This is a genomic window from Sphingomonas sp. DC4900, from assembly GCF_049896485.1.
GTDB lineage: Bacteria > Pseudomonadota > Alphaproteobacteria > Sphingomonadales > Sphingomonadaceae > Sphingomonas > Sphingomonas aquatilis.
This window is the reverse complement of record NZ_JAFCUK010000014.1, coordinates 36,723-55,618: the sequence shown is the minus strand read 5'-3', so window position 1 is coordinate 55,618 and position 18,896 is coordinate 36,723. Positions and strand designations below refer to the sequence as shown.

Below are 18,896 nucleotides of genomic sequence, written 5' to 3'. Positions count from 1 at the left end.
GCAGCGTTTCGTTCAGGACAGATACGGGCGCAGGCCCTATGATGTCCACATGCACTCCGCCACCCTGCCCGTCAGCTTGCTCCTCGCCACTCTGGCCGGTGTCTCCGCCGCGCCGCAACAGGACGGGCAGACTGCCCCGTCCGCGTCGGTGCCCGACGCGCTCGACCGCTATCGCACGCAGATGGCGAACATGTCGCCGCAGGCGCCGCAAACCCCGGCGGACGGGGCGATCGCCGCCGCGCTGGCGCAGTGGAAGTCGATCGGCCAGACCGACGCCTTTCCGTTCGACAGCTATGCCGGCTTCCTGATGGCGCATCCCGGCTGGCCGAACGAAGCGGCGAACCGCCGCGCCGCCGAGCGCAAGGCGGCGACCGCCAGCCCGACCAGCGTCGTCGCCTTCTTCACCCGCTTCCCGCCGCTGACCGCCACCGGCCTCGTCGCGCAGGCGCGTGCCCTGCAGTCGCTCGGTCGGACGGCGGACGCGCAGGCCGCCGCCCGCGCCGCGTGGCGCAAGGGCGTGCTGTCGGCGGATGACGAAGCGGCAGTGCTGTCGGGTTTCGGCAGCGCGTTGACGCCCGACGATCAGGACGCGCGGATGGACGCGTTGTTGTGGCAGAATGCGACCGGCGTCGCCGCGCGGCAGATCGGCTTCACCAGCCCCACAAGGCGTCCGGCGTTCGAGGCGCGGCTCGCCTTCCGCAGCAATACGGCCAATGCCGCGACTCTGGCAATGACGACGCGGGACCAGTTCGCCAGCGATCCGGGCTATATCGCCGACCGGGCGAGCTATCTGCGAGGTGCTGGCGCCTCCCCCACGGCGCGCTCCTGGCTCGCGCGGCCGCGCAGCCTTGCCAGCCGGCCGGGCAATGTCGAAAAATGGTATGAGGTGCTGCTGACCAACGCCCGTGCCGCCAACGCCGACAATCAATATCAGCTCGCCTACGACATCGCGCGACAGATCGACGACGCCTATCCGGCGGGCACCGATGTATCGACCAAGCCCTATGGCGAACGCGACGATTATACGAGCCTCGCCTGGCTCGCCGGGCAGGTCGCGCTGAAGCAGCTGTCGCGGCCGGCGGATGCGATGGTGATGTTCGAGCGTTACGGTCGTGGCAGCCAGTCGCCGCAGACGCGGGCGAAGGGCTTCTATTGGGCAGGCCGTGCCGCAGAGGCGGCGGGCAAGTCGACCGAGGCGGCGGGCTATTACGCGCGAGCCGCGGGCTATCGCGACCAATTCTATGGGCAACTGGCGCTCGAGCGGACCGGTCGACCGCTGACGGCGCCGCCTGCCGTCCCCGCGCTCGCCGTGGCGCCGGCGGTGCGGCAGGCGTTCGCGGACCGCGAGACGGTGCGCGCCGCGCGTTTCCTGGGCATGATCGGCCAATATCAGGATCAGACCGCCTTCGTCCGCCAGATCGCTGCGGATGCGACGACCGACACCGATCACGTGCTCGCCGCCGACCTGTCGCGTCAGATCGGGCGCCCGGATCTTGGCGTGATGGTCGGCCGCAGCGCGATGCAGAACGGCTTGAGCGATTATTCCGCCACCGGTTTCCCGACAGTGAGCGTGCCTGCGGGCTATGAGGACAATTGGACGCTGATCCACGCCATCTCCCGCCAGGAAAGCCAGTTCGATCGCGCCGCGGTGAGCCATGCCGGTGCGCGCGGCCTGATGCAGCTGATGCCGGCGACCGCGCGCGAGCAATCGGGGAAGATCGGCCTCGCCTATAATCAGGCATCGCTGACCACCGACCCCAATATGTCGATCATGCTGGGATCGAGCTATTTCCAGCGCGTCTTCGCCAATTACGGCAGCTATCCGCTCGCTATCGCGGCTTATAACGCGGGCGGCGGCAACGTGAACAAATGGCTGCGCGCCAATGGCGACCCGCGCTCGGGCGCGGTCGACATGGTCGATTGGATCGAGGCGATCCCGTATCAGGAAACCCGCAATTACGTACAGCGCGTGCTGGAAAATGCCGTCGTCTACGACCTGATGAGCCCGGCGCATGCAAAGTCCAGGGGGCCTGCCAACCTCAGCTGGTATCTGGGCAAGGGACGGCCGGGCTGAGCGGCATGGAACAGCGCCCCAATTACATCACGCCCGCGGGCTATGCGGCGCTGCGCGGCGAGTATGACCGACTGTTCGCGACCGAACGCCCGGCGCTGGTCGAGACGATCGCCTGGGCGGCGGGCAACGGCGATCGCTCGGAGAACGGCGACTACATCTATGGCCGCAAGCGGCTGCGCGAGATCGACCGGCGGCTCGGCTGGCTGGCGAAGCGGATGAAGGCGGCAAAGGTGATCGACCCGGCCCGCGCCGAAGATCGCAGCCGTGTGTGGTTCGGCGCGACCGTGACGATCGCCGACGAGGACGACAATCAGCGGGTGCTAACTCTGGTCGGCGACGACGAGGCGGAGGCGGGTGCCGGCCGCGTCGGCTGGAACGCGCCCATCGCACGGGCGCTGCGCGGGGCGACGGTGGGCGACCTGCGCCGCGTGCTGCTGCCCGCGGGCGAAAAGGAATATGAGGTGATGGCCGTCACGTACCCGACAGAGTGAGGAACGCGGGCCGCTGCTCTCCCGTTGAAGTCACCACAGGAGAGCAGACATGGCAGACCACCCCCGGACCGACACCGCACGCGACACCGACGATCACGACCTGATCGAGGGCATGATCCCGGCTGGTGAGGCCGAGGCCGGATCGGCGGGCGGCGCGCTGGCGCAGGACGTCGGCAGCCAGGACGACCTGACGCGCGCGATCGACGATCCCGAAGGCCATGACCGCGTGACCAAGCAGGACGACATCGACCACGGTCAGGCGCGGCCCGCCGATCGCGGGCCGAACCGCTAGGCGGCGATCGATACGCCTCGACCGTCCGACACCCAGCGATAGCTAGACCGAGCCTGTCGGCGCGTGCCTTTGCGTAGGAGCGCGTACCCTTCGACAGGCTGCGCGCCATCGGGTGAAGGTCGTTTCCCGCAGGCTACCCGCAATAGCGGTTGACCCCGCCGCCCCGCCCCGCAAGGCTCGCGCGCATGGAAGAGCCGACCCGTAACATCGCCCTGCTGATCGACGCCGACAATGCCTCGTGGCATGCGATCGACCCCGTCCTGACCGTGCTCGCCGAGCTCGGCACGGTGAACATCCGCCGCGTCTACGGCAATTGGTCGAAGCCCGCGCTGAAGGGCTGGCGCGACATGACGGTGAAGCACGGCATCGAGCCGCAGCAGCAGTTCGACCTGACCAAGGGCAAGAACGCCACCGACATGAAGATGACGATCGACGCCATGGACCTGCTGTTCCGCGGCCGGATCGGCGGGTTCGGCATCATGTCGTCGGACAGCGACTTCATGCCGCTCGCCATGCGCATCCGGCAGGACGGCATTCCCGTCTATGGCTTCGGCAATGCGAAGACGCCCGAGGCGTTCAAACAGGCCTGTACCCGCTTCATCGACGTCGGCGCGCTGGTAAGCGATGCCAAAGCGGAAGCCACCGCTGGCACCACCGCAACAACGCCAAAGCCAACGAACGTCGACGTCCCGATCGGCGATTCGCTGCCCCCATCGATCGCCGGCACGCCGCGCGTGAAGAAGCCAATCGATCCCGAATTGATCGCGCTGCTGATCGACGCCTATCAATCGGTAAAGCGGGACGAAAAGGGCTATGTCAGCCTGTCCGCCATGGGGCAGCTCGCCGGCAACCGGTCCAGCTTCGACACCCGCAATTACGGCTATCAGCGCCTGTCCGACCTGATCCAGGCGGTGCCGAACTTCCAGTCGGAACGCCGCCCCGACGGGGTGTTCGTCAAGCGGGTGCGGTGATATTGCTGCCAGCGGCAACGCGATGGATCATCACATGACCGTGCAGCACCGTCCCCCGCCGGGCAAATACCGACTGACCGTCGAGGACTTCCTGCGCCTCGACGAGACCGGCGTATTTGGCACCGACCGTACCGAATTGCTCGACGGGGACGTCATCATCATGAACGCGGAATATCGGCCGCACGGCCGGATCGCGGGCGAGCTGCAGTACGCCTTCCGGCGCGTTCTGGAAACGATCGGCAGCGATCTCCACGCCATGTCTGCCAGCATCCGGCTCTCGGCTCACGACATGCCGCTGCCCGACATCGTTCTAACCCGAGAACCGCATGGGGCCGGCCCGATCCCCGTCGAATCGGTGGGCCTGATCGTGGAGGTCGCATCATCGACGCTGGACCGCGATATGGGCCAAAAGGTCCTGATCTATGCGCGGGCTGGCATACCGGAATATTGGATCGTTGACGTCAATGGCCGCGTCGTCCACCAATTATGGTCATCGCAGAGCGATGGGTACGATCACCACCGCACAACGCCGTTCGGCGCGCGCGTAACCGCGGAGACAATCGAGGGCCTCGCCATCGATACGACGTCTCTCTAGCCCCGCCCCCAATAGCGGAACGCCTCCTCCTGCCGCGTGCGTACGAATGTAGCGGCATCGGGCCCGATCCACTCGCCCGTATAGCCGGCGTCGGCAGCCGTGCCGATCCACCAGCCCTGACCCGGCAAGCCATCCGACTGGCGGACGACCAGCACCGCGAGGCCCGGCTCGCTGGCAGCGGCGCCATCCGTATCGATCCGGTCGAGCGTGGCGCATAGCGCACGCATCTTCGGCCGGGTGAAGCGGTGGCCCAGCGCGCCCAGGATTTCGCTATAGGTCATCGCCCGCCCCTCACGCGCCGCCGCCACCAGCAGCGCGCGGACCCGCGCCACGTCCGCGATGCCGCCCGGCCCGTCCGGTGCTTCGAGACCGTTCGCCAAAAGCCAGCCGCCAAGGGTATCCCCCGGCGACTGGCGGCCCGGCATCAGCGCGTCAGCTTCTTATAGGCGAGGCGCGTCGGACGATCGGCGGCGTCGCCCATGCGGCGACGCTTGTCTTCCTCGTACGATTCGTAATTGCCCTCGAACCATTCGACATGGCTGTCGCCTTCGAACGCGAGGATGTGCGTGCAGAGGCGATCGAGGAAGAAGCGATCGTGGCTGATGACCACGGCACAGCCCGCGAACGTCTCCAGCGCCTCTTCCAGCGCGCGCAGCGTTTCCACGTCGAGGTCGTTGGTCGGTTCGTCGAGCAGCAGAACGTTGCCGCCCTCCTTCAGCATCTTGGCCATGTGGACGCGGTTGCGCTCACCGCCCGACAGCTGGCCGACCTTCTTCTGCTGGTCCGGCCCGCGGAAGTTGAATGCGCCGACATAGGCGCGCGTGCCCAGCTCCTGCTTGCCGAAGCGGAAGACCTCCAGCTCGTCGGAGATTTCCTGCCAGACGTTCTTGTTCGGATCGAGGTCGTCGCGGCTCTGGTCGACATAGCCGAGCTTCACCGTCGACCCGACGCTGATCTCGCCCGCATCGGGCTGTTCCTGGCCGGTGATCAACTTGAACAGCGTCGACTTGCCCGCGCCGTTCGGGCCGATCACGCCGACGATGCCGCCCGGCGGCAGCGTGAAGTCGAGGTTCTCGAACAGCAGCTTGTCGCCGTACGACTTGGTCAGGCCCTTCGCCTCGATCACCTTGCCGCCCAGACGCTCGGGCAGCTGGATCAGGATCTGCGCCTTGCCGGCGACCCGATTCTCCTGCTTTTCCATCAGCTCCTCGAACGCGCGGATACGCGCCTTCGACTTGGTCTGGCGGGCCTTGGGCGTTTGACGCATCCAGGCGAGTTCGTCGGCGATCGCCTTCTGCTTGCCGGCCTCTTCGCGCTCTTCCTGCTCGAGGCGCTTGGCCTTCTTTTCCAGATAGCCCGAATAGTTCGATTCGTAGGTGTAGTAGCGGCCGCGATCGAGCTCGAGCACCCAGTTGACGACATTGTCGAGGAAGTAGCGGTCGTGCGTCACCAGGATGACGTTGCCGGTATATTCCTTCAGGTAGTTTTCCAGCCACGACACGCTTTCCGCGTCGAGGTGGTTGGTCGGTTCGTCGAGCAGCAGAATGTCGGGCTTTTCGAGCAGCAGCTTGCACAGCGCGACGCGGCGCTTTTCACCGCCCGACAGCTTGGTGACGTCGGCATCGCCGGGCGGGCAGCGCAGCGCCTCCATGGCGACTTCGAGCTGGTTGTCGAGCGTCCAGCCGTCGACCGCGTCGATCTTGCCCTGCAGCTCGCCCATCTCTTCCATCAGCGCGTCGAAGTCGGTGTCGTCCTTCGGATCACCCATTTCGGCCGAGATGGCGTTGAAGCGATCGACCAGGTCGGCGACCGGACGCACGCCGTCCTTGACGTTGCCCATGACATCCTTGGTCGGATCGAGCTGCGGCTCCTGCGCCAGATAGCCGACGCGCACGCCCTCGGCCGCCCAGGCTTCGCCGGTGAAGTCGGTGTCCATGCCGGCCATGACCTTCATCAGGGTCGACTTGCCGGCGCCGTTCGGGCCGATGATCGCGATCTTCGCGCCCGGGATGAACTGCAGGTGGATGTTGTTGAGCACGGGCTTGTTGGCGCCCGGGAAGGTCTTGGTCAGACCCTTCATGACGTAGGTATACTGGACGGCCATGTGCCGACGGCTCCTGAAGGCTGGAAAGGGTTGGGAGATTTGCTCCGCCATGTAGCGATTGGCCGGCGCGCGTGCAAATGCCTGCCGCAAGGACCGCGTCGCGCTGCGTCTATGCTGACCCGCTTGTGTGCCGGCGCGGCTTCGGGCACGCGTGGGCCAGACGATAAAAACGACAAGGGGATTTACCAAATATGACGCGCGTCGCCCTCGCCCTGCTCTCCCTCGCCGCGACCACCGCCCTGCCCGGCCTCGCATTCGCGCAGCGGACCGCCCCGCCCGTCCCCGCCCCCGTCGATCCCAAGGTCGCCGCGCTGCGCGATGCGGCGCTGACCGACACGCTGGCCTATGACATCGTCGAGGGGCTGACGACCGAGGTCGGCCAGCGGCTGGCGGCGACCGATGCCGAAGCGCGCGCGCGCACCTGGGCGGTCGCGAAACTCAAGTCGCTCGGCTTCAAGAACGTGCATATCGAAGAATATCAGATGCCCGTGTGGCTGCGCGGGGTCGAAACGGCGGAAATCCTCGCCCCCTTCCCGCAGCAGCTGAAGCTGGTGGCGCTCGGCAATTCGGGTGCGACGCCGGCCAGCGGCCTCACCGCGCCGCTCGTCGTGTTCAAGAGCTATGGCGAGCTCGCCAATGCCGCGCCCGACAGCGTGCGCGGCAAGATCGTCTATGTCGGCAATGCGATGGGCCCGACGCAGGACGGGTCGAGCTATGGCGCCTATGGCCCGGCGCGCTTCGTCGGGCCGGCCTTGGCGGCGAAAATGGGCGCCGCGGCGATCGTGATCAAATCGATCGGCACCGACCCCCATCGCAACCCGCACACCGGCGGCACCAACTTCCCGGCCGGCACCGCTCCCATACCCGCCGCGGCGCTGTCCGTCTCCGATGGCGACCAGATCGAGCGGATCGCCGCCCGCGGCAAGCCGATCACGCTGAAGCTGACGCTCACCCCGCGCTTCGCCGGCACTGGCACCTCGGGCAACGTCATCGCCGAAGTGCCGGGCAGCGATCCCAAGGCCGGCGTCGTGCTGGTCGGCGGACATCTCGACAGCTGGGACCTCGGCACCGGCGCGATCGATGATGCGAGCGGCGTCGCGATCACCACCGCGGCGGCCAAGCGCCTGCTCGACGGTCCGCGGCCGCGCCGCACGATCCGCGTCGTCTGGTTCGGTGCTGAAGAGCCGGGCGGCTACGGTGGCAAGGACTATGCCCGCGTCCACGGCCAGGAACGCCACGCTATCGCCAGCGAGAGCGATTTCGGCGCCGACCGCGTCTGGCGGTTCGAGGTCAACCTGCCCGACAGTGCAAAGCCGGTGGCCGATCGCCTGCAGAGCGCGCTCGCGCCGCTCGGCATCGCGCGGGGCTCTGGTGTGGGCGGCGACGGCACCGATGTCGGCCCGACGCTGGCGCTGGGCGTCGCGGCGGTCGACCTCAACCAGGACGGCACGCGCTATTTCGATACGCACCACACGCCGGACGACACGCTGGAGCGGATCGACCCCGTGCAACTGCGCCAGAACGTCGCCGCCTGGACGACGATGCTGGGCGTCGTCGCCAACGCGCCGGAGGAGATCGGGCCCGTCACGCCACGTCGTTGAACCGCCGTTGCGGCCCGTCCTAACCCGCGGAGAAGGCCCATTTGCTTTCATTTCGATGAATTTCATGATTGACCGCGGGGAGTCGTGCGGTATTTGGGCTGCCTCGCGACGGCGATCGGGCCGGCCGCGATTTTTGCTTTGCTTGGGAGCATTCGAATGAAGAAGATCGCTTTCGTTCTCGCTGCCGCCGGCCTGATGTCCGTCGCTGCCTGCTCGAAGTCGCCTGAAGCCGCCGCCGTTGAGAACAACGCGGACATGCTGGCGGACAACATGGAAATGCAGGCCGACAACCTGGACGCCATGGCTGACAACACCTCGAACGCGACTGCCGAAGCGGTTCTCGAGAACAAGGCCGACAACATCAACGCCGCTGCGGACAACGTCCGTGACGCCGCTGAAGCCAAGGCGGACAACATGTAATCGCGCTGCGTCGGGCATTCGCTCGACGCGCCGATCTGCTGTTGCACGATCGAAAGGGGCGTTTCCCATGCGGGAAGCGCCCCTTTTCTATTGCCGTTTCTGTTGCGATCGCGCGGTTCCCATCTTTCGCTTCCCGCCAAGCTGGGCTAGCGCACGGGCCAGCATCATGGCGGGGCCTGTAGCTCAATGGTTAGAGCTGGCCGCTCATAACGGCTAGGTTGCGGGTTCGAGTCCTGCCGGGCCCACCAAATGCTTGCGTCCACGGCCTCCACCGCCTAGGCGCATTCCACGTCGGGGAGTGGCGCAGTCCGGTAGCGCGCCTGCTTTGGGAGCAGGATGTCGCAGGTTCGAATCCTGTCTCCCCGACCATTTTCGGCGCGGTCTCACCGGACGATCACAGCCTGCGGCATGTAACAAACGCTTTGCCGCTCCAGCACTCAGGCTACCCGGTTCGCAGGGCGCTGGGACCGTGCAGTGAGCTCGACTGGACTGTTGACGTCCGGCCTCCATTTTAGCGCCAGTCTCCCAACGGCACAGCTATGGTCCATCGTATCTCACGCCACCGATCCCATCGCTAAACTTGACTCCGTCAACCATTCCGAGCCAGCATGGCGGGCATGGAAGATGCAGACGTCACCGCGATCCGCCGGTTCAACCGCTTCTATACCCAAACGATCGGCGCACTCGACGCGCGGTTTCTCGGGACCGAGGCGACCCTTCCCGAGGCGCGGTTGCTGTTCGAGATCGCGACGCGGGAGCCCGTCACCGCCAGCGTGTTGCAGGACGCGCTGGGCATGGATGCTGGGTATCTCAGCCGCCTCGTCGCGCGTTTCGAAAAGCGCGGCTGGATCGTGCGGGTGCGCCGTGACGACGACGCCCGCGCGCGCGACCTGCGGCTGACCGAGGCGGGACGTGAGGCCTTCGGCACGCTCGACCACCGCCAGAGCCATGCCGTCGGCGATCTGCTCGCGACCGTGGACGGACAAGCGCGGCGCGATCTGGTCGAAGCCCTGACGCGGGCGCGGCTGCTGCTCGATCCGGCATCGGGAGGCCCGTTCGTGATCCGGCCCTTCCGCGCCGGCGAGCCCGCGCTGATCGCGGCGCGCCAGTCGCTCCTCTATGCCGAAAGCCATGGCTGGGGTCGCGAACTGGAGGTGATCGAAAGCGAGGTCACCGCGGCGTTCCTGCGCGACTTCAACCCAGAGCGCGAGCAATGCTGGGTCGCCGAGATCGACGGGGTGATGGCGGGCGCGGTGTTCGTGACCGACGAGGGCGACGATATCGCCCGGCTGCGGCTGCTGCATGTCGAGCCCTTCGCCCGCCGCCGGGGCATCGGCGATGCGCTGGTCGGCGCTTGCGTCACCTTCGCACGGGAAACGGGCTATCGCGCGGTGACGCTGTGGACCCACACCGTGCTGGAGTCCGCGCGCCGCCTCTATGCCGCGCATGGTTTCGCATGTGTCGAGACGGCGATGCATGAGCGGTTCGGCATTCCACTTCAGGGCGAGACCTGGCGGCTGGAGCTGGCGGAATGAGCGGCCGCCTGACGATTCGCCTTGCGACCGAAGCCGACCTCGGGACGCTGCGCGACCTGATGGCGCTGTCGATCGATCGAGGTCAGGCAGAGGTGCTGACCCTGGCGCAGATCGTCGCCAGCCGGGCGGTGATGGGGCTCGACACGCAATTGGTGCGCGACGGCACCTATTTCGTCGTCGAGGATCACGGCGTGCCGGTCGGCTGCGGCGGTTGGAGCCGGCGCGCGACGCTGTATGGCGGCGACCATAGCACCGACTTGCGCGATCCGGCGTTGCTCGATACGGCGAAGGACGCCGCCCGGATCCGTGCGATGTACACGCACCCGGATCATGTCCGGCGCGGCATTGGCCGGATGATCCTCGACGCTTGCGAGCAGGCGGTGCGGGCGGCAGGATTTTCGGCGGTCGAACGGATGGGCACGGCGGGCGGCGTGCCGCTGTATGCCGCGAGCGGCTATGCACCGATCGAGCGCGCCGATACGCATGTCGAGGGCGTCCTCGTGCCACTGACCCGGATGCGCAAGCGGCTGTGACGCGAGGCTGATGGGGCTGCGCGTCAGGCCGGACACACTTCGGTGCGCGGCTGACGCCGGAACGCCAGCAGCATCGCCAGTGCCACCGCCGCCATCGCCGCACCCGCGAGCGACACCGCGGGCAGCCCCAGCCCGGCCCCGATCACGCCCCCGCCCAGCGCCGCGCCGATGGCGTTGCCGAGATTGAACGCGCCGATATTCATCGCGGAAGCGAGGTTCGGCGCGTCCGAAGCCGCATCCATCACCCGCATCTGTAGCGGCGGCACGATCGCGAAGCTGGCGATGCCCCAGACCAGGATCGCGACCGCGGCGGTCACCGGCCATTGCATCAGCACCGTGAAGGCAAGCAGCGTCAGCGCCATGATGGTCAGCATGGTCATCAGCGTCCGCTCGACCGACCGGTCCGCCAGCCGACCACCTAAACCATTGCCGATCGTCGCACCGACCCCGAACAGCATCAGCATCGCGGTGACATAGCCGGTCGAGCCGTGCGTGACGTCACGCAGGATCGGCACGATATAGGTGAAGACGGTGAACACGCCGCCAAAGCCGATCGTGGTCAGGGCGAGCGCCATCACTACCGGCCCGCGCGTCAGCACGCGCAGCTCGGCACGCATGTCGCCGCCTTCGTCAGCGGGCATCGATGGCAGCGCGAGCCGCAGCGACACCATCGCAATCGCGCCGACGCCCGCGATCCCGGCAAAGGCGGTGCGCCAGCCGATCGCCTCGCTGACCCAGGTCGCCGCCGGCACGCCGCCGATCGTGGCGACGGTCAGCCCAGTGAACATCGCCGCCACCGCGCCCGCGCGCTTATCCGGCGGAACGAGGCTGGCGGCCACCACCGACCCGACGCCGAAGAACGCGCCATGGTTGAACGAGGTGACGACCCGCGCCGCCATCAGCATCCAATATCCGTCCGCCAGCGCCGACAGCGCATTGCCAAGCGTGAAGATGCCCATCAGCGCGATCAGCAGTGTCCGCCGGTCGATCCGCCCGGTGGTGAGCGTCAACAGCGGCGCGCCGATCAGCACGCCCATCGCATAGGCGCTGATCAGCAGCCCGGCGGCGGGGATCGACACGTGCAGGTCGCCCGCGATCACCGGCAACATGCCCATCGGCGCGAATTCGGTCACGCCGATGCCGAAGGCGCCGACCGCCAGCGCGAGCAATCCGAGGTTGAACTTCATGATCCTGGCTCCCTCAAACCATCGGCGGCGCGAGGCGGGCAAAACCCTCCTGCTGCCGATAGGGTGTGTGTGGATAGGGCGGCAGCACGTCGCTCGCCGCATCCAACGTTGCTACCTGCTCGGGCGTCAGCACCCAGCCGACCGCGCCGAGATTGTCGCGTAACTGCGCCTCGTCGCGCGCACCGATGATGACCGACGACACGGTCGGTCGCCGCAGCAGCCAATTGATCGCGACCTGCGGTACGGTCCTATCCGTCCCCGCCGCCACCGCCTCCAGCGCGTCGACGACGCGGTAGAGATACTCGTCCTCGACCGGCGGCGCGAACTGCGCGGTGTCGTGAAGGCGGCTGCCCGCCGGGATCGGCCGTCCGCGCCCGATCTTGCCGGTCAGCCGTCCCCAGCCGAGCGGGCTCCAGACCAGCGCGCCGACGCCCTGATCCGCCGCCAGCGGCATCAGGTCCCACTCATAAGCCCGGCCGATCAGCGAATAATAGACCTGATGCGCGACGAGGCGCGGCCAGCCGTGGCGATCGGCCAGGGCTTGCGCCTTCATGATCTGCCAGCCGGGATAGTTGGAGACGCCCGCATAGCGAACTTTGCCGTCCGCGATCAGCCGGTCGAGCGTGCCCATCACCTCCTCGGTCGGCGTTGACGCGTCGAAGGCGTGAAGCTGGAGCAGGTCGATCCGATCGGTGCCGAGCCGCCGCAACGCCGCCTCGACCGCGCCGATCAGCCGCGCGCGCGACGCGCCCCAGTCCTGCGGGCCGTCACCCATCGGCAGGCCGGTCTTGGTCGAGATCAGGACGGCATCGCGCCGCCCCTTGATCGCTGCGCCCAGCACCTGTTCCGATGCGCCATCCGAATAGACGTCGGCGGTGTCGAACAGCGTCACGCCCGCGTCGAGGCAGATGTCGACCAGCCGTCGCGCCTCGGTGGCGTCGCTTGTGCCCCAGGCGCTGAACAGAGGTCCCTTGCCGCCGAAGGTCCCGGCGCCGAACGACAGCGCCGGAACGCGCAGGCCGGACGATCCCAATTGCCGATATTCCATGACACCTTCCTTTGCGAATGTCATTGTCAGGCGCATAGATGGACGGTGGAGCAGCGTGGCGGAACCGCCCGCCGGTGCAAAGGATCTATGCCTTGGACGCAAAGATAACCGGCAACGACGATCGCGCCCGGTCGCTCGCCCTGTTCGCGAGCGTGGTGGAGGAAGGGAGCTTCTCGGCGGCCGGTCGCACGCTCGGGCTGACGCCCTCGGCGGTGGCGCGTGCGATCGACCGGATCGAGGCGCGGCTCGGCGTGCGGCTGCTGCTCCGCTCCACCCGTGCGCTGACACTGACCGCCGAGGGGCAAGCCTATCTGCTCGCCGCCCGCCGCATCCTCGCCGATTTGGATGATGCCGAGCAGCAGATTGCCGATCAGGGCGCGCCGCGCGGCCGGCTGCGGATCAGTGCGGCGCTGGCGCATGGCCGGTTGTGCGTCGTACCGCTGCTCGGCGACTTCGCCCGCGCCTATCCGCACATCCTGATCGATATCGCGCTGACCGACACGCTGGTCGACGTCGCTGGCGGACAGGCCGATGTCGCGATCCGCTTCGGCCCGCTCGCCGACAGCGGCCTCACCGCCCGAAAACTGTCCGAGGCGCGACGGGTGATCGTGGCGTCGCCCGACTATCTGGCGCGGGCCGGCACGCCCAAGGTCCCGGAGGACCTGCACGCCCACAACTGCCTCAATTTCAGCTTCCGTCGCGCCGAACCGATCTGGCCGTTCCGCCGCGACGGCCGGGATTTCACGCTGTCCGTCGAGGGCGGCATCGTCGCCAACAATGGCGAGACTTTGGGCCATCTCGCCGCTGCCGGGGTCGGCATCACCCGGGTCGGCCGCTTCAGCGTCGCGGCCGAGATCGCGGACGGGCGGCTCGTGCCATTGCTGGAAGACTATAATCCCGGTGATGTCGAGCTGATCCACGCGGTCTTCGTCGGCGGCGCCGCAACGCCCGCCCGCGTGCGGGTCTTCGTCGACTTCCTCGTCGAGCGGCTTGCCAGCCGCTTCGAGTAAGCGGGCGCGACGTGGGCGAAATTGGAAAGCTCGCCGCAAGCAGCCCGCCGTTGACGCGGCGCGCATAGGCGGGTTCAAGCGGGCCATGATCGACACGCCTCTCTTCCGCCCATCCCGCCGTGCCGTCGTCGGGGGCGCGCTTGCGATCGGGCTACTCTCGCGCACCGGCATCGCGGCCCCCATCTCCCGGCTGTTCGCGGGCACCTATGCGCAGGAAGGCGGCGCCGGGCTGGTGTCGTTGGCCGCGGAACAGGGCGGCTGGACCGCCGGCACCGCTGATGCCGCGATCCGCAACGCCTCCTTCGGCGTCGTGTCGCCACGTCATCGGCTGCGTTACCTGCTGGATGAGCAGCAAAAGGGCATGATGGGCGTCTATGACGCATCGCTGCGGCAGGTCGCCATGTCGTCCACCATGGGCGCAGACCCCTGCCACATCGCCCTGTCGCAGGACGGCACGCTGCTGGCGGCAGCGAATTATTCGAGTGGCAGCGTCGCGCTATGGACGCTCAATCCGGCGACGGGGCTTCCGACGGGCCGCCCCGCGGTGGCCCAGCACCAAGGCAGCGGTCCAGATGCTAAACGACAGGCCGGCCCGCATGCGCATTGGGTGGGCTTCGATCGCAGCGGCGACATCCTCCATTCGGTCGACCTCGGTGCCGACGCCATTTTCTCGCATCATATCGATCGCGCGGCGGGCAGGATCGCGAAGACCAGCATCGCCTATCGTGCCGTCGCAGGATCGGGGCCGCGGCATCTGGTGCGTCACCCTCGCCTGCCGGTCGCCTATCTCGTTGCCGAGCTGGCCAACACGGTCACCGTCTTGCGCAGCGGAGCGGACGGCACCTTTGCCCGGAGCGCGGAGGTATCGACCCTGCCAGCTGGCTTCAGCGGCACGTCCTACGCGGCCCATATCGCGGTAAACGCGGCCGGGACGCGTCTTTACGTCTCCAATCGTGGGCACGACAGCATCGCGGTCTTCGCCATCGGCGCCAACGGGGATCTGCGCCTGCTGCAGCATGTCGGATGCGGCGGTCACTGGCCGCGCTTCTTCCTGCTGATGGAAGACCGAAACGCCATGCTGGTCGCCAATGAGCGATCGGGCGGCATCGCCCGCCTGCCGCTGGATCGCGACGGTCGCTTGCGGCCTGCGGTCGGCACCACCCCCGTGCCGGGCGTCGTGTTTCTGACCGAGTAGGGGCGCCCGCTTTTCCGTGGAGACCTTCGGCGCCAACCGCGCGTTGATGCGGCATGGCGCGCAAATTGAAGGTTTTCCGCACATCAATCGGGTTTCACGACGCCTATGTCGCGGCGCCGAGCCAAAAGGCGGCATTGCAGGCCTGGGGTACGCATACCGATCTGTTCGCCCGCGGCGTCGCCGAGCAGGTGACGGACGCCGCGCTGATGGAAGAGCCCTTGGCGCACCCGGGCCAAGTCATCCGCAAGCCGCGCGGCACCGTGGACGACCATCTGGCCGCCTTGCCAGTCACACCCAAGCGCAAGCCGGCGGACGCGACGGATGCGCCCCCGGCCAAGCCCCGCCGCACGAAGCCCAAGCCCCGCCCCTCTCGCTCCAAGCTCGATCAGGCCGAACAGGCGATCGATGAGGCGGAGCAGCGATACGATGCGGCGCGGCGCGATCTCGCCGCGCGCGAGGCGGCGCTGCGCAAGGAACGCCAGACGCTGGACAACGACCGGGATCTCGAGCGCGAACGGCTGGAAACCGCACGCGCCGACCAGGAGCAGCACTATCGCGAAGCCATGGCCGCGTGGCGTGAGGGCGAGGCCGACTGACCGCTGCAGGCAGATCAGATGACGTTGAGGTCCGTCACGAACTCATAACGATCGCCGCGATAGACCGAGCGGGTGAATTCGACGATGCGGCCATCGGGAATCCGCGTACGGCGCTCGATCCGCAAGACCTCGGAATGCTGGCGGACGCTCAGGATCCCCGCTTCGGTTTCGGTCGCCAGCGACGCGCGGATGCGCTGCGTGCCCGATGTCGGCCGAAAGCCATGGACGTCGAGCGCCTGATACAGCGAGTCGCCCAGCGCATCGAGATCGGGCATGAACATCGCCGGGATCACCGCATGTTCGATCGCCAGCGGCTCATCGCCGGCCAGCCGGACGCGGCCCAGGCGCGCGACGCGGACATGCGGCGACACCTCCAGCACGGCGGCTTCCTCCTCGGTCGCCAGGGCATAGGATTTGTAGATCCAGACCACCCCCGGATCCTGCCCGCGCGATCGTGTGTCGTCGCTGAAACTGTTGAGCTTCGCGCCTGCCGTCTCGATCCGTCGCGCGACGAAGGTGCCCGACCCATGTTTGCTGATCACTACGCCTTCGTCGATCAGCTGCTTGATGCCCTTACGCACCGTAACGCGCGACAGGCCCGCCATTTCGCTGAGTTCGCGTTCGGAGGGCAGCGCGCTGCCGGGATCGATGCCGCCGCCGTCGATATGCTCGCGCAGGCGTTGGGCAAGCTGCATGTACAAGGGCGTCGCTTCGTCGCCGCGCGTCCAGGCGATATCGCGCACCGTTACGCCTCCCGCTTGCCGATGGCGTGCAGGACGTCGCGTAGGCTGCCGCGATGGGCGTCGAGCAGCTGCGCCGCCGTCTCGACCGGGATCCCCATGGCGACGACGATACCCAGCCGAATGTCGTTGTCCGCCAGCTCGAGCGAGCGTGCGGCGACCTCGGCATCGACGCCGGCGAGATCCTGCACCATGCGGCGCGCCCGTACCAAGAGCTTCGCATTGGAGACGCGCATCGCCACCATGCGCCCGCGATAGACAAGGCCGAGCCGCAGCATCACCGCGGTCGACAGCAGGTTCAACACCGCCTTTTGTGCAGTGCCCGCCTTCATCCGCGTCGATCCCGCCAGAACTTCGCTGCCGGTGTCCGCGACGATCACGTGCTCGGCTCGCTCGCTGAGCGGCATGTCCGGGTTGTTGGTGATGCCGATCGTCAAGGCGCCAAGCGCCCGCGCGCGTTCGATCACGGCGACGGTATAGGGCGTCCGCCCGCTGGCGGCGACGCCGATGACGACGTCGGACGCGGTGAGGCCGCGGGCGTCGATGTCGCGCCGCGCAGCCTCGACATCGTCCTCCGCCCCTTCGCGCGCTTCCGTCAGCGCGCCCATGCCGCCCGCCATCAGGAAGACGAGGCGATCCATCGGCCAGCCGAAGGTCGGATGAAGCTCGGTCCCATCCTGAACCGCCAGCCGGCCCGATGTGCCTGCCCCGACGAAGATCAGCCGCCCGTCATGCTCCAGCCGCGCCGCAGCCGCTTCCGCCGCTTCGGCGATCGCGGCGACCTGCGACTGGAGCGCCGCGATCGCGGCCATCTGCCCCTCCAGCATCGCCTCGACGGCCGACTGGGTCGGCCACAGGTCGAGTTCCAGGAACCGGGGATCGAGCGCTTCGGTGTTCATCATATCAACGACCTCGATGCGATGCCGGGCCGGCGGGCGCGGCGCAGACCAGGAAGGCGACGGCCGTTCCCAGACACAGCTGAAACGGAAAGGACAGGCCGGTGAGGACCAGCGGCAGACCGATCGCCTTGGCGATAGCGGGTTGCAGCAACACGATCGTGACAAAGCCGATCAGCAGCGCGGCGATCGCCGATCCGGTCGTGCCGCGGGTGGTGAAGACCGCGGTGAAATAGACGCCCAGCAGCCCGGCATAGCTGAACACCATCACCTGCAACGCAAACTCCAGCAGGCCCATCGAACTGTGGCGCTGCCAATAGTAGGACGCGACCGCCATCAGGAACATCGCAAAGCCGATCACCCCCATGCCCGCGCGCCCGGCCTGGACGAAGTGATGCTCCTCCACCGGCCCGCGCCGATCGCGCCAGGGACGATAGAAGTCCTGCACCAGCACCGACGACATCGCGTTGAGCGCGGAATTGGTCGTCGCGACCGCGGCGGCGCAGATCCCGATCGTCACCAGACCGCGCAGACCGCCGGGCAATTCGGTGAGGATATAATGCATGAAGATGCTGATCTTCTCGCCGCCGAACTGGCTGGCCGCGACGGCACCGGTGCCGCCCATCAGGTCCGGGCGGTTGTAGAAGATATAGAGCAGCAGGCCGATCACGATGAACATGCCGACCGTCGGCACCGTTGCCAGCACGGATAGGTACAGGCTGCGCGCGCCCGTCTTGGCGTCCTTGCACGACAGCAAGCGCTGCGTGGTATCCTGATCCATGCCCGCATTCGCGATATAGAGCAGCGCGATGCCGGTCACGATCGCCAGCATCGAAAACGGCCGCGACAGATCGAACGAGAAATCGAACAGCCGCAGCTTGTCGACGCCTTCGGGCGTGTGCGCCAGCGCGTGCAGGATCTGGGCGTTGGACGCCGGGATCGACAGGCGCAGGAACACGACCACCGCCACCGCCGACCCGACGTAGACGATGAACTGGATCAGATCGTTCCACAGCACCGATTTCAGGCCGCCGACGAAGGTAAATGCGACGCTCGCCACGATCAGCGCGGCTGCCGCGATCATGATCCCCTGCGCCCCGACGCTGCCCGTGACGACCATCGCCAGTGCGATCGCGGCAAGATACACGCGCGCGCCCCCGGCAAAGACGCGCCCGATCAGGAACATGCCGCCCGCCCAGCGCGTCGCCCGTTCGCTGAAGCGCAGCGTCAGCAACTCATAGGCGGTGGTCGCGCGGATGGCATAGAAGCGCGGGATCAGCACATGGGCGACGAAGATCGCACCGATCAGCCCGCCGATATTGCCGGTCAGATAGGTCAGGTCGCCGCGATAGCCGTAATCCGGCCCGCCCAGGAACGTCGCGGCCGATTGGGTCGCCGACAGGACCGACAGTGCCGCCAGCCAGGCGGGAACGTTGCCGCCGGCCAGGAAGTAATCGTGGGCGGACTCGGTCTTGCGCGGGGTGAATATCCATCCGCCCGCGACCAGCAACAGCAGATAGGCCGCGATGACGAGCCAGTCGGCAACAGAAAAGGGCAACATCATCGAGCCATGCTCCGCTTGCGTTGGACCGGATATCCGCGGCCGAT

At 67.5% G+C, this 18,896-nt stretch carries 19 protein-coding genes and 2 tRNA genes; 14 read left to right on the top strand and 7 right to left on the bottom strand.

The window, feature by feature from the left end:
• The first annotated feature begins 49 nt into the window (after positions 1–49).
• From ACP690_RS14680 to ACP690_RS14660, 5 genes are all read left to right on the top strand, one after another.
• Entirely contained in the window at positions 50–2,074 is a 2,025-nt protein-coding gene (locus ACP690_RS14680; RefSeq protein ID WP_426261412.1) for a lytic transglycosylase domain-containing protein, read from the top strand.
• A gap of 5 nt (positions 2,075–2,079) precedes the next feature.
• Positions 2,080–2,565: a GreA/GreB family elongation factor gene (locus tag ACP690_RS14675; RefSeq protein ID WP_426261413.1), complete on the top strand. Its 486-nt coding sequence runs from the start codon at positions 2,080–2,082 to the stop codon at positions 2,563–2,565.
• A gap of 49 nt (positions 2,566–2,614) precedes the next feature.
• Positions 2,615–2,857, top strand: coding sequence for a hypothetical protein (locus ACP690_RS14670; protein WP_426261414.1), 243 nt, complete (start codon positions 2,615–2,617; stop codon positions 2,855–2,857).
• Positions 2,858–3,042: 185 nt separating this feature from the next.
• Positions 3,043–3,828: an NYN domain-containing protein gene (locus ACP690_RS14665; protein ID WP_043059619.1), complete on the top strand. Its 786-nt coding sequence runs from the start codon at positions 3,043–3,045 to the stop codon at positions 3,826–3,828.
• Between the two features lie 34 nt (positions 3,829–3,862).
• Positions 3,863–4,423 (top strand): Uma2 family endonuclease, encoded by a 561-nt coding sequence (locus ACP690_RS14660; protein WP_426261415.1) that lies wholly within the window; start codon positions 3,863–3,865, stop codon positions 4,421–4,423.
• Here ACP690_RS14660 and ACP690_RS14655 read toward each other — a convergent pair.
• Both ACP690_RS14655 and ettA read right to left on the bottom strand, forming a co-directional pair.
• The gene (locus ACP690_RS14655) at positions 4,420–4,848 is read right to left on the bottom strand and encodes a ribose-phosphate pyrophosphokinase (protein WP_426261416.1); all 429 of its coding nucleotides are present in this window, start codon (positions 4,846–4,848) and stop codon (positions 4,420–4,422) included. The two genes, ACP690_RS14660 and ACP690_RS14655, sit on opposite strands and share 4 nt — an antisense overlap.
• Complete coding sequence (gene ettA, locus ACP690_RS14650) at positions 4,848–6,527, bottom strand: energy-dependent translational throttle protein EttA (RefSeq protein WP_017978997.1); 1,680 nt, start codon at positions 6,525–6,527, stop codon at positions 4,848–4,850. The genes ACP690_RS14655 and ettA overlap by 1 nt, the downstream gene beginning before the upstream one ends.
• A gap of 191 nt (positions 6,528–6,718) precedes the next feature.
• Between ettA and ACP690_RS14645 the strand changes: the two genes are divergently transcribed.
• From ACP690_RS14645 to ACP690_RS14620, 6 genes are all read left to right on the top strand, one after another.
• A complete protein-coding gene (locus ACP690_RS14645; protein WP_426261417.1) occupies positions 6,719–8,128 on the top strand; it encodes a M28 family peptidase in 1,410 nt (469 codons plus the stop codon).
• A gap of 156 nt (positions 8,129–8,284) precedes the next feature.
• Entirely contained in the window at positions 8,285–8,548 is a 264-nt protein-coding gene (locus ACP690_RS14640; protein WP_017978999.1) for a hypothetical protein, read from the top strand.
• Positions 8,549–8,720: 172 nt separating this feature from the next.
• Positions 8,721–8,796, top strand: a tRNA-Ile gene (locus tag ACP690_RS14635).
• Between the two features lie 44 nt (positions 8,797–8,840).
• A tRNA-Pro gene (locus tag ACP690_RS14630) sits at positions 8,841–8,917 on the top strand.
• A 248-nt stretch (positions 8,918–9,165) separates the two neighbouring features.
• On the top strand, positions 9,166–10,083 hold the full coding sequence (locus tag ACP690_RS14625; RefSeq protein WP_426261418.1) for a bifunctional helix-turn-helix transcriptional regulator/GNAT family N-acetyltransferase: 918 nt from the start codon (positions 9,166–9,168) through the stop codon (positions 10,081–10,083).
• Positions 10,080–10,616: a GNAT family N-acetyltransferase gene (locus ACP690_RS14620; RefSeq protein WP_426261419.1), complete on the top strand. Its 537-nt coding sequence runs from the start codon at positions 10,080–10,082 to the stop codon at positions 10,614–10,616. Before ACP690_RS14625 ends, ACP690_RS14620 begins: the two co-directional genes overlap by 4 nt.
• Before the next feature lie 23 nt (positions 10,617–10,639).
• On the opposite strand, the gene ACP690_RS14615 is transcribed toward ACP690_RS14620, so the two are convergent.
• A complete protein-coding gene (locus ACP690_RS14615) occupies positions 10,640–11,803 on the bottom strand; it encodes an MFS transporter (protein ID WP_426261420.1) in 1,164 nt (387 codons plus the stop codon).
• Between the two features lie 13 nt (positions 11,804–11,816).
• Positions 11,817–12,851 (bottom strand): aldo/keto reductase, encoded by a 1,035-nt coding sequence (locus ACP690_RS14610; protein ID WP_426261421.1) that lies wholly within the window; start codon positions 12,849–12,851, stop codon positions 11,817–11,819.
• Positions 12,852–12,943: 92 nt separating this feature from the next.
• Here ACP690_RS14610 and ACP690_RS14605 point away from each other — a divergent pair, with 92 nt between their 5' ends.
• The 3 genes from ACP690_RS14605 (at position 12,944) to ACP690_RS14595 (ending at position 15,652) form a co-directional block, all read left to right on the top strand.
• Entirely contained in the window at positions 12,944–13,861 is a 918-nt protein-coding gene (locus ACP690_RS14605; protein WP_426261422.1) for a LysR family transcriptional regulator, read from the top strand.
• An 85-nt stretch (positions 13,862–13,946) separates the two neighbouring features.
• Positions 13,947–15,056, top strand: a complete 1,110-nt coding sequence (locus ACP690_RS14600) for a lactonase family protein (RefSeq protein ID WP_426261423.1) — start codon at positions 13,947–13,949, stop codon at positions 15,054–15,056.
• Between the two features lie 53 nt (positions 15,057–15,109).
• Positions 15,110–15,652, top strand: coding sequence for a hypothetical protein (locus ACP690_RS14595; protein WP_426261424.1), 543 nt, complete (start codon positions 15,110–15,112; stop codon positions 15,650–15,652).
• A 14-nt stretch (positions 15,653–15,666) separates the two neighbouring features.
• Here ACP690_RS14595 and ACP690_RS14590 read toward each other — a convergent pair whose 3' ends face one another.
• Genes ACP690_RS14590 through ACP690_RS14580 form a run of 3 tightly spaced genes read right to left on the bottom strand, consistent with a single transcriptional unit; the run spans position 15,667 to position 18,852 of the window.
• On the bottom strand, positions 15,667–16,395 hold the full coding sequence (locus ACP690_RS14590; RefSeq protein ID WP_426261425.1) for a GntR family transcriptional regulator: 729 nt from the start codon (positions 16,393–16,395) through the stop codon (positions 15,667–15,669).
• Between the two features lie 2 nt (positions 16,396–16,397).
• Positions 16,398–17,291: an N-acetylmuramic acid 6-phosphate etherase gene (locus tag ACP690_RS14585; RefSeq protein WP_426261446.1), complete on the bottom strand. Its 894-nt coding sequence runs from the start codon at positions 17,289–17,291 to the stop codon at positions 16,398–16,400.
• A gap of 4 nt (positions 17,292–17,295) precedes the next feature.
• On the bottom strand, positions 17,296–18,852 hold the full coding sequence (locus ACP690_RS14580) for a sodium:solute symporter (RefSeq protein ID WP_043059628.1): 1,557 nt from the start codon (positions 18,850–18,852) through the stop codon (positions 17,296–17,298).
• Positions 18,853–18,896: the final 44 nt, after the last annotated feature.

Coding starts and splice junctions, on each gene's coding strand:
- ACP690_RS14600 (WP_426261423.1), top strand. CDS start 13,947: ATGATCGACACGCCTCTCTTCCGCCCATCCCGCCGTGCCGTCGTCGGG.
- ACP690_RS14615 (WP_426261420.1), bottom strand. CDS start 11,803: ATGAAGTTCAACCTCGGATTGCTCGCGCTGGCGGTCGGCGCCTTCGGC.
- ACP690_RS14610 (WP_426261421.1), bottom strand. CDS start 12,851: ATGGAATATCGGCAATTGGGATCGTCCGGCCTGCGCGTTCCGGCGCTG.
- ACP690_RS14585 (WP_426261446.1), bottom strand. CDS start 17,291: ATGAACACCGAAGCGCTCGATCCCCGGTTCCTGGAACTCGACCTGTGG.
- ACP690_RS14670 (WP_426261414.1), top strand. CDS start 2,615: ATGGCAGACCACCCCCGGACCGACACCGCACGCGACACCGACGATCAC.
- ACP690_RS14595 (WP_426261424.1), top strand. CDS start 15,110: ATGGCGCGCAAATTGAAGGTTTTCCGCACATCAATCGGGTTTCACGAC.
- ACP690_RS14675 (WP_426261413.1), top strand. CDS start 2,080: ATGGAACAGCGCCCCAATTACATCACGCCCGCGGGCTATGCGGCGCTG.
- ACP690_RS14625 (WP_426261418.1), top strand. CDS start 9,166: ATGGAAGATGCAGACGTCACCGCGATCCGCCGGTTCAACCGCTTCTAT.
- ACP690_RS14665 (WP_043059619.1), top strand. CDS start 3,043: ATGGAAGAGCCGACCCGTAACATCGCCCTGCTGATCGACGCCGACAAT.
- ACP690_RS14645 (WP_426261417.1), top strand. CDS start 6,719: ATGACGCGCGTCGCCCTCGCCCTGCTCTCCCTCGCCGCGACCACCGCC.
- ACP690_RS14620 (WP_426261419.1), top strand. CDS start 10,080: ATGAGCGGCCGCCTGACGATTCGCCTTGCGACCGAAGCCGACCTCGGG.
- ACP690_RS14660 (WP_426261415.1), top strand. CDS start 3,863: ATGACCGTGCAGCACCGTCCCCCGCCGGGCAAATACCGACTGACCGTC.
- ACP690_RS14655 (WP_426261416.1), bottom strand. CDS start 4,848: ATGCCGGGCCGCCAGTCGCCGGGGGATACCCTTGGCGGCTGGCTTTTG.
- ettA (WP_017978997.1), bottom strand. CDS start 6,527: ATGGCCGTCCAGTATACCTACGTCATGAAGGGTCTGACCAAGACCTTC.
- ACP690_RS14680 (WP_426261412.1), top strand. CDS start 50: ATGCACTCCGCCACCCTGCCCGTCAGCTTGCTCCTCGCCACTCTGGCC.
- ACP690_RS14640 (WP_017978999.1), top strand. CDS start 8,285: ATGAAGAAGATCGCTTTCGTTCTCGCTGCCGCCGGCCTGATGTCCGTC.
- ACP690_RS14580 (WP_043059628.1), bottom strand. CDS start 18,852: ATGATGTTGCCCTTTTCTGTTGCCGACTGGCTCGTCATCGCGGCCTAT.